The 8,865-nt window shown below is 62.1% G+C and carries 9 protein-coding genes and 1 pseudogene; 7 read left to right on the top strand and 3 right to left on the bottom strand.

The window, feature by feature from the left end; all coding sequences use genetic code 11:
* Positions 1-10 precede the first annotated feature (10 nt).
* Both Q0341_RS12105 and Q0341_RS12100 read left to right on the top strand, forming a co-directional pair.
* Positions 11-475: pseudogene (locus Q0341_RS12105) on the top strand (YqaA family protein); the annotation flags it as partial.
* An 18-nt stretch (positions 476-493) separates the two neighbouring features.
* The gene (locus tag Q0341_RS12100; RefSeq protein ID WP_366522769.1) at positions 494-1,468 is read left to right on the top strand and encodes an alpha/beta fold hydrolase; all 975 of its coding nucleotides are present in this window, start codon (positions 494-496) and stop codon (positions 1,466-1,468) included.
* Here the strand turns inward: Q0341_RS12100 and ychF are convergent.
* Entirely contained in the window at positions 1,458-2,549 is a 1,092-nt protein-coding gene (ychF, locus tag Q0341_RS12095; RefSeq protein ID WP_299513656.1) for a redox-regulated ATPase YchF, read from the bottom strand. The genes Q0341_RS12100 and ychF overlap by 11 nt on opposite strands.
* A gap of 133 nt (positions 2,550-2,682) precedes the next feature.
* Here ychF and Q0341_RS12090 point away from each other — a divergent pair, with 133 nt between their 5' ends.
* The 5 genes from Q0341_RS12090 (at position 2,683) to Q0341_RS12070 (ending at position 7,380) form a co-directional block, all read left to right on the top strand.
* The gene (locus Q0341_RS12090) at positions 2,683-3,873 is read left to right on the top strand and encodes an FAD-dependent monooxygenase (protein ID WP_299513653.1); all 1,191 of its coding nucleotides are present in this window, start codon (positions 2,683-2,685) and stop codon (positions 3,871-3,873) included.
* A gap of 42 nt (positions 3,874-3,915) precedes the next feature.
* Positions 3,916-4,632, top strand: coding sequence for a DsbC family protein (locus tag Q0341_RS12085; protein WP_299513650.1), 717 nt, complete (start codon positions 3,916-3,918; stop codon positions 4,630-4,632).
* On the top strand, positions 4,629-5,084 hold the full coding sequence (locus Q0341_RS12080; RefSeq protein WP_299513647.1) for a DUF3429 domain-containing protein: 456 nt from the start codon (positions 4,629-4,631) through the stop codon (positions 5,082-5,084). Before Q0341_RS12085 ends, Q0341_RS12080 begins: the two co-directional genes overlap by 4 nt.
* 62 nt (positions 5,085-5,146) lie before the next feature.
* Positions 5,147-6,919, top strand: a complete 1,773-nt coding sequence (locus Q0341_RS12075; RefSeq protein WP_299513645.1) for a peptidase M61 — start codon at positions 5,147-5,149, stop codon at positions 6,917-6,919.
* Between the two features lie 227 nt (positions 6,920-7,146).
* A complete protein-coding gene (locus Q0341_RS12070) occupies positions 7,147-7,380 on the top strand; it encodes an oxidoreductase-like domain-containing protein (protein WP_299513643.1) in 234 nt (77 codons plus the stop codon).
* A gap of 6 nt (positions 7,381-7,386) precedes the next feature.
* Here the strand turns inward: Q0341_RS12070 and Q0341_RS12065 are convergent, their stop codons facing one another.
* Complete coding sequence (locus Q0341_RS12065; RefSeq protein WP_299513641.1) at positions 7,387-8,013, bottom strand: Crp/Fnr family transcriptional regulator; 627 nt, start codon at positions 8,011-8,013, stop codon at positions 7,387-7,389.
* 62 nt (positions 8,014-8,075) lie between these two features.
* On the bottom strand, positions 8,076-8,865 hold a 790-nt coding region (locus Q0341_RS12060; protein WP_299513638.1), incomplete at its 5' end, for an MOFRL family protein.

Genomic DNA, 8,865 nt, shown 5'->3' with positions numbered 1-8,865 from the left:
CACTGGATCCATGGAACTTTGGCTCAACGAATGGATGCAATGGCTGGCCTTGCCGCAACACGGCCTGAGCACCGTGTTTGTGATCGCCTTCATCTCGGCCACGCTGCTGCCCATGGGCTCGGAGCCGGCCGTGTTTGGGCTGGTCAAGCTCAATCCCGAACTGTTTTGGCCCGCCATTTTGGTGGCCACGACGGGCAACACCTTGGGCGGCATGGTCAGCTGGTGGATGGGCTGGGGCACGCACAGAGCAGTGGACAAATGGCGCGACTCCGGCATGCACATTCGAGCCTTGGCTTGGCTGGAAAAACTCGGGCCCAAGGCCTGTTTGTTGAGCTGGCTGCCAGTGGTGGGCGACCCGCTGTGTGCGGTAGCGGGCTGGCTCAAGATGCCGCTGTGGCCCTGCACGCTGTACATGGCCATGGGCAAATTTGCGCGTTACCTGTTCATGACCGGCGGCCTCATTTGGCTGTTTCCCAACCACGGAGCTTCACCTATGAATGCGCCCTTCTCAACCGCGCTGTTGGCTGTGCTTTTGGCTTTGTTGGCCGCCTTTGCCGCAGCCCTGGCCTGGAGTTGGGCCCCAGACCGCGGGGTGGACACCCTCAAAGCACGTTGGGCTCCTGCCCCCTCTCAATTTGTGACTCTGCAAGGCATGCAGGTGCACCTGCGCGACGAAGGGCCACGCGATGACCCGACCCCGATCGTTTTGATCCACGGCACCTCAGCGAGCTTGCACACCTGGGACGGCTGGGTGGCCGCTTTGAGCCCACACCGCCGCGTGATCCGCATGGACTTGCCTGGCTTTGGGCTGACAGGCCCCGCAGCCGATGCCGACTACAGCATGGCGCGCTACACCGGCTTCATGCGGGAATTGCTGGACTTGCTAAAGCTCAATGAAGTGGTGATGGCTGGCAACTCGCTGGGCGGCGGCATTGCCTGGCAAACCGCCTTGGCGCACCCGACGCGTGTGCGGCAATTGGTTTTGGTCGATGCCACGGGCTACCCTTTGCAACCCCAGTCCATGCCGATCGGATTTCGACTGGCACAGATTGCATGGTTGGCACCGGTCACCCAGAAAATTCTGCCTCGTTCAATGATTGAGGCCAGTGTGCGCAATGTCTATGGCCAGCCGGACAAGGTGAGCGCCGATCTGGTGGATCGCTATTACGAGTTGACGCTGCGCGAGGGCAACCGCGCCAGCCTGACGCAACGCTTCCAATACCGCAGCAACGATGCCGTCTTGGCGGGACAGATTTCTCAGCTGAGCCTGCCCACCCTGATTTTGTGGGGCAGCAAGGACCGGCTGATTCCGCCAGACCACGCGCAACGCTTTCAGCAAGCCATTGCAGGCAGCGAGCTTCAGGTCTTTGAAGGCTTGGGCCATGTGCCCCACGAAGAGGACCCCGAGGCCACGGTGCAGGCGGTAAAAAGGTTTTTGAGCCTGCCGCCTGCGTTGATCAGGAACTGAACAAGAAGTTCATCACGTCGCCGTCTTTCACAACGTAGTCCTTGCCCTCGGCGCGCATCTTGCCCGCGTCTTTGGCACCTTGCTCGCCCTTGAAGGCGATGAAGTCCTCAAACGCGATGGTTTGGGCTCGGATGTAGCCTTTTTCGAAGTCGGTGTGGATCACGCCTGCCGCTTGCGGGCCGGTGTCGCCCACGCGAATGGTCCAGGCGCGCACTTCTTTCACACCTGCGGTGAAATAAGTCTGCAGACCCAGCAAGCCGTAAGCAGAACGGATCAGGCGGTTCAGACCGGGCTCGTCCTGACCGATTTCCTTCAGAAACTCCAAGCGGTCCGCGTCGTCCATCTCGGACAACTCGGCTTCGATCTTGGCGCAAATGGCCACCACGGGCGCGTTTTGCTTGGCGGCAAAGGCCCTCAAGCGGTCGAGGAAGGGGTTGTTCTCGAAGCCGTCTTCTGACACGTTGGCCACGAACATGGCGGGCTTGGCGGTGATGAAGAAGAACTGCTTGAGTTCGATACGCTCTTCTTTGCTGAAGTCGATGGTGCGCACCGGTTGGGTGTCGTTCAAAGCCGTCTGGCACTTTTCCAGAATCGCCATTTGCTTGACGGCTTCTTTGTCACCCGAGCGGGCGATTTTGCTCACACGGTGAATGGCTTTTTCGACCGCTGCCAAATCGGCCAGGCAGAGCTCGGTCTGGATGACTTCGATGTCGGCAATCGGGTCCACCTTGTTGGCGACGTGGATCACGTTGTCGTCTTCAAAGCAGCGCACCACGTTGACGATGGCATCGGTCTCACGGATGTGGGCCAAAAATTTGTTGCCCAAGCCTTCGCCGGTGCTGGCCCCGGCCACCAAGCCGGCAATGTCCACAAACTCCACAATGGCGGGAACGATGCGCTCGGGCGTGATGATTTCGGCCAACTGCTGCAAGCGCGGATCGGGCACCTCCACCACGCCAGTATTGGGCTCGATGGTGCAAAAGGGGTAGTTCTCAGCGGCAATGCCGGCTTTGGTCAGGGCGTTAAAAAGGGTGGATTTGCCCACATTGGGCAGACCCACGATGCCGCATTTGAGGCTCATGGAAGGCTTTCGGTGATTCGGGGAAATATTCGGGGGATCACCTGCAATTTTAACGGCACCGCCCCAGCACTCCGGCCTGACCCCAAAGTCCCCGGCAGCGCAGCGCCATGGGCAGCCTCCTTACAATGCGGGCATGGCTACTCCTCCTGACATTTGCATCCGTGGTGCTGGCATCGTGGGCCGCGCTTTGGCCTTGCTGTTGGCCCGCGAACGGCTGAACGTGGCCTTGGTCGAGTCTTCCTTGCAAATGCCCCCCACCGATGTGCGCGCCTATTCAATCAACGCTTCATCCATGGCCCTGCTGAAAGACCTGCGCTGCTGGCCCGACAGCCCTGCCGTCACGCCCGTGCACCAGATGCAGGTCTGGGGCGACCACGGTGGGCACCTGAACTTTGGCGCACCAGCACAAGGTGTGGGCGAGCTCAACTGGATGGTGGATGTTCCGGTGTTGCAAGCGCGGCTGGCTCAGGCGGTGCAGTTTCAACCCTTGATTCAAGTGGTGCAGGCACCGGTGGCCGCGCCACTCACAGTGGTGTGCGAAGGCCGAGCCAGCCAAACCCGCACCGAACTGGGCGTGGGCTTCGACATCACGCATTACGCGCAGCACGCTTTGGCCACCCGCCTGTTGTGCGAGCGCCCACACGAGGGCATCGCCCGACAATGGTTTCGCTGGGGCACAGCACCCGGCTTGTCGCAACCGCAAGCCGAAGTGCTGGCGCTTCTGCCCATGGGTGGGCAAGAAGGTCGCGAAGTCGCGCTGGTCTGGTCGGTCCACTCGCTGCGGGCCCAAGAGCTCATGGCCCTGGATGGCGCGGACTTTGCCGCCCAGCTGACCCAGGCTTGCAGCCACACCCTGGGCAGCATGCAGCTGTCGGCCGAACGCGCCGTGTGGCCGCTGCAGCTGGCCCGCGCAGAGCGTTGGATCGGCCCCATGTCGGGTGCGGCCCAACAGTCTTTCGCGCTCGCTGGCGATGCGGCCCACAGCCTGCACCCGCTGGCGGGTCAAGGCCTGAACGTGGGCTTGGCCGATGTGGCCGAACTGGTGCGGGTGATCCGCGCCAAAGAATTTTGGCGGCCACTGCACGACCTCAAACTGCTGCGCCGCTACGAGCGCGCTCGCCAAGCCGATGTGCAAGCCATGGGTTTCGTCACCGACGGCCTGCAGCGCCTGTTTGCCCAACCTGGCCCGGTTTGGCAAAACCTGCGCAACTGGGGCTTGCGCGGCTTTGACCGCAGCGGGCCGCTCAAACACTGGATGACGCAACACGCCATGGGCCAAAGCAGGCCAGCCGCCCAAAACAGCGCCAAGCCCGACAACCGTTAACCCGACCCCTTGACATATTTTTTGAAACTGAAAGCCCCTCTGATGAAGTTTTTTCTCGCCAAGTTGGCCCTGATCGTGGCCACCACCAGTTTGACGATAAGCGCCGCCATGGCCCAAGAAGCCAGCATCCGCAAAAACCTGAGCGAACGCCTGCCCAACTTGCCCAAAATCGACGAGGTGAGCAAAACCCCCATGAACGGCCTGTTCGAGATCCGCATGGGCAACGAGGTGATGTACAGCGATGCCGGGGGCAACTTCCTCGTCCAGGGCGCACTGATCGATGTGAAGCAAAAACGCAACCTGACCGAAGAGCGGATGGACAAGCTCTCGGCCATCCCGTTTGACCAATTGCCCCTGAAAACTGCCTTCACGCAAGTGCGTGGCAACGGTAAACGCAAATTGGCCGTGTTCGCCGATCCCAATTGCGGCTACTGCAAGCGCTTCGAAAAAGACCTGCAAAAGCTGGACAACGTCACCATCCACCATTTCCTCTACCCCATCCTGGGAGAGGACTCCGTGACCAAAGCCAAAAACATCTGGTGCGCCAAAGACAAGGCCAAGACCTGGAACGATTGGATGATCAACGGCACCACACCGCCCACAGCCAACTGCGATGCCTCGGCGGTTGACGCCGTCGTGGCCTTTGGCCAAAAGAACCGCATCAACGGCACGCCGCTGATCTTGTTTGCCAACGGCACCCGCGTGCCCGGCGCGGTGCCCATGGCTCAGGTTGAGAAAATGCTGGCTGAGATCCAATGACCTCCCGGCCTGCAGAAGACCCGACATGGCAACTGATCCGCCGCTTGGGTTACGGCGGCTTGGTGCCTTTCGTGTTTCTGGCCCTGTGTCTGTGGCTGGTCGGCCCCGAACTGCACCCCTATGTGGCCTTGGCCATGCAAGGCTACGGCGCGGTCATCGTGTCGTTTTTGGGCGGGATCCATTGGGGCGTGGGCTTTCACCAAGCGCTGACCACGCCCAACGCGCCGCGCATCCACTTCACTTGGGGCGTCGTGCCTTCATTGTTGGCCTGGGTGGGCGTGATGATGCCGGCCTTTGCCGGTTTGCCGCTGCTTGGTTTTGTGTTGGTGGGCTGCTATGCGGTGGACCGCCGCACCTGGCCCGCCGCAGGCCTGGCCCCCTGGCTGCCGATGCGCCTGCAACTGACCACCGTGGCCAGCCTGAGTTGCTTTTTGGCAGCTGGTGCAACCTGAGCCCAAGCACCCAAAACGCTCTTTTGTAGAAGCCCGGCCCCTCCAATTTCAGCCTTTGACCCATGTCCGCCATCCACTACACCGTTGAAGCCGCCGACCTGCATGCACATCTGTTCAAGGTCACGCTGACTGTTCCTCACCCAGCGGCGCAGCAAACCGTGTCGATGCCGGTCTGGATTCCGGGCAGTTATCTGGTGCGCGAGTTTTCCAAAAACCTGCAAAAACTGAGCGCCAAACAAGGCCGCCGCAGCCTGCCCATCACACAGCAAGACAAGTGCAGCTGGACCATCGCGTGCAAGAGCGAGCAGGCCCTGGTGCTGAGCTACGAGATTTATGCCTTTGACAACTCGGTGCGCACCGCTTGGCTCGACAGCCAACGTGGTTTCTTCAATGGCACCAGCCTGTGCCTGCGGGTGCACGGGCAAGAAAATGCGCCCCACCAGCTGCAGCTGCCCCCCGTCAAAAACCAGCCCGCCTGGCAGGCGGCCACGGGTCTTGCGCCCGTCAAAACCAACAAGAAAGGCTTTGGCCTGTACCAAGCCGCCAACTACGACGAGCTGGTGGACTGCCCGGTGGAGCTGGGCGCGTTTTGGAGCGGCAGCTTTGTGGCCTGCGGCATCCCGCACCGTTTTGTGGTGGCCGGTGCCCTGCCCTCGTTCGACGGCGACCGCTTGCTGGCCGACACACAAAAGATTTGCGAAGCCGAAATCCGCTTTTGGCATGGTGCAGGCAAACAAGCGGGCAGCAAAGCGCCGCACAAAAATTACCTGTTCATGCTCAACGCCGTGCACGACGGCTATGGCGGGCTAGAGCACCGAAACAGCACCGCGTTGATTTGCAAACGCGATGATTTGCCGCGCCACAACGGCCTGTCCGCCAGCCCGCGCAAGCCAGAGGGCTACACCACGCTGCTGGGCCTGATCAGCCACGAGTACTTTCACACCTGGAATGTCAAGCAGCTGCGCCCCGATGCCTTTGCCCGCTACGACTACACAAAAGAAAACTACACGCAGCTGCTGTGGTTTTTTGAGGGCTTCACCAGCTATTACGACGATATTCTCCTGCGCCGTGCAGGGCTGATTGACGACGCCACATACATCCAGCTGCTGGGCAAGACCATCGCGCAAGTGCAGCAAACGCCGGGCCGCCATGTGCAAAGCGTGGCGCAGTCCAGCTTTGACGCCTGGGTCAAGTACTACCGCCAAGACGAAAACACCGTCAACGCCACGGTGAGCTACTACACCAAGGGCGCACTCGTGGCGCTGTGCCTGGACTTGTCACTGCGCTCATCAGGGCACACGCTGGACAGCGTGATGCGCGGCCTTTGGAAGCGCTGCAAAGACGGGCCCATGCGCGAGCAAGATTTGCTGGACGAACTGCAAGCTCTGACCGGACGCAGCTGGGCAGGCGAGATCCAGCGCTGGGTGCACAGCACCCAAGAGCTGCCTTTGCGCGAACTGCTGGCAGCGCACGGCATCACCATCGCAGCCGAAACTTCGGGCATGGCGCAGCGCCTGGGTCTGCGCGTGAATGAAGCCGGGGGCAGTGTGCAAGTCAAAGTGGTGCTGCGCGCAAGCGCCGCCGAAGAGGCAGGCCTGGCCGCTGGCGACGAATGGCTGGGTTTGGAGGTCGGGTCCAAAGGCCAAGGCGGCAGCTGGCGTCTGGGCAAGCTCGAAGAACTGCCCGCGCTGCTAGGCAAAGAGCGCAAGCTGATCGCACTGGTGTCACGCGACAAACGCTTGCTGCGCTTGCCGCTCACAGTGCCGGCGCAAGCGAGCCACTGGCAGCTGAGCGTGCCCAAGGACCGCGCAGCCGACCAGTGGCCAGCGGTCTGAGAATCCGGCAACGGATCACAAACGCCACGTCGGACCTGAAGGCACCGACCTACAAAAACCGACATGTCTTTCCGAAGGTCGGGTCTTTATGGTCCGACATTTGTATTTTCGCGAAGCGGTATTTCCAAACCGGCGTGGTCCACCACCGTTTTGTCGGACCTGAAGGCGCCGACCTACCTTGGTGACAGCAGGACATAAAGCATCCAGCCCTTGTCAGACAATAGGGCATGAGCGCCGACCACGAACACCCCATCATCGACCCCTACGCATCTCAGCGCGCGTCTGTGCGCCGGGGGATTGCGCAATTTCAGGAACGCCTGCAGGCCGCAGGCCAAGACTTCCGCGACCCACCTCCCGAACCCACCTCCTGCTGCGGGCGGGGTTGCAATGGTTGCGTTTGGGAAAGCTATGACGCGGCGCTGATGTTTTGGTACGAGGACGCAGGGGTGCTGCTGGGCTGAGGTCCGTCACACCCCGGCCAACTCGCGCAGGGCCTGCGGGTTGGGCAGGCCCAGCACGCGACCGCCGCCGCTGATGAGCTGGCGTTCTCGCAAATGGCGCAGCACCCGAGAGAAGGTTTCTGGCGCAATGCCGAGCTGCGCCGCAATGGTGCGTTTGCGCTCGGTCAGCGTGACCACCCAACCACCCGTCAAATCGACAGGTTCGGCGTGGCGCAGCAGCCATTCGGCGCAGCGCGCATCGGCGTCTTTGGCCAAGCGGCTCACGGCCATTTCGGTTTGTTGGCGCTGCGAACGGGCCATGTCCATGAGCAAGTTCTGCGAAGCCTCGGGCAAGGCTTGCACCTCGGCCACGAAGTCGGCCACGCTCACGTACTGCAACTGAACTTCGGTTTCGGCCACAGCATCAACTGCATGCGGCAAGGCCAACAAGCCGGCAGCGGCTTCGAGCCAGAAAGGCCCCTCGACCACGCCCAGCTGGTGCGCCATGTGGCCATCCACCATCACGCCCAGCACCACCCGCCCCTGCAACACATGGGCGATGCGGTCCACCACGTCGCCACGGTGCAGCAGCACGGTGCCTGCCACCACTGGCGGGGCGGGCTCGGACAAAGGGGGCAACGAGGTATCCAACATGTTGGACCTGAATGTGCCAGAGCCAAAGCCCATGGGCTTTGACACAAATCAATAACGACCCGTCAAAGCACCAACATGACCCGAAAGTCGTTCACATTGGTGTGTGTGGGTCCGGTGATGACCAGATCGCCCAAGGGCTCAAAGAAGCCGTAAGCGTCGTTGCGCTGCAGGTGCTCGTCCACCTTGTGGCCCAGCGCCAGGGCGCGGGCCAGCGTGTCGGGGCTCACTTGCGCCCCGGCGTTGTCCTCAATGCCGTCGATGCCGTCTGTGTCGGCGGCCAAGGCCCACACGCCACTCTGGCCTTGCAGGGCCTCTGCCAAGCCCATGCAAAACTCGCCCGCCCGGCCACCCCGCCCCTTGGGCGTGCCTGCGGTCTGCGGCTTGATGGTCACCGTGGTTTCGCCGCCGCTCAAAATCACGCAGGGCTTGGTGAAGGGCCCCAGACCCTTGGCCGCCGCACGGGCCAGCGCCGCGTGCACTTTGCCCACCTCGCGCGACTCGCCTTCGATCTCGTCGCTCAGGATGTAGGCATTGAGCCCCATCGCTCGGGCGGCATCGGCAGCGGCCTCCAGCGATTGCTGGGGCGTGGCGATCATGTGCACGCTGTGCCCCGCAAACACGGGCGAGCCGGGCTTGGGTGTTTCCCAAACACCCGACTGCAAAGCCTGCAGCACCGAGTCGGGCACCGTGATGGCGTAGCGCTTGAGGATGGCCAGCGCGTCCGCGCAACTGGTGGCATCGGGCACGGTGGGGCCACTGGCGATGATGGACGGATCGTCTCCCGGCACATCGCTGATGGTGAGCGTGACCACCCGCGCCGGGCTGCATGCCGCCGCCAGACGCCCGCCTTTG

It is taken from the genome of uncultured Limnohabitans sp. (genome assembly GCF_937889215.1).
In the GTDB taxonomy this organism is placed as follows: Bacteria; Pseudomonadota; Gammaproteobacteria; order Burkholderiales; family Burkholderiaceae_C; genus Limnohabitans_A.
This window is presented reverse-complemented; position numbering and strand designations above follow the sequence as displayed.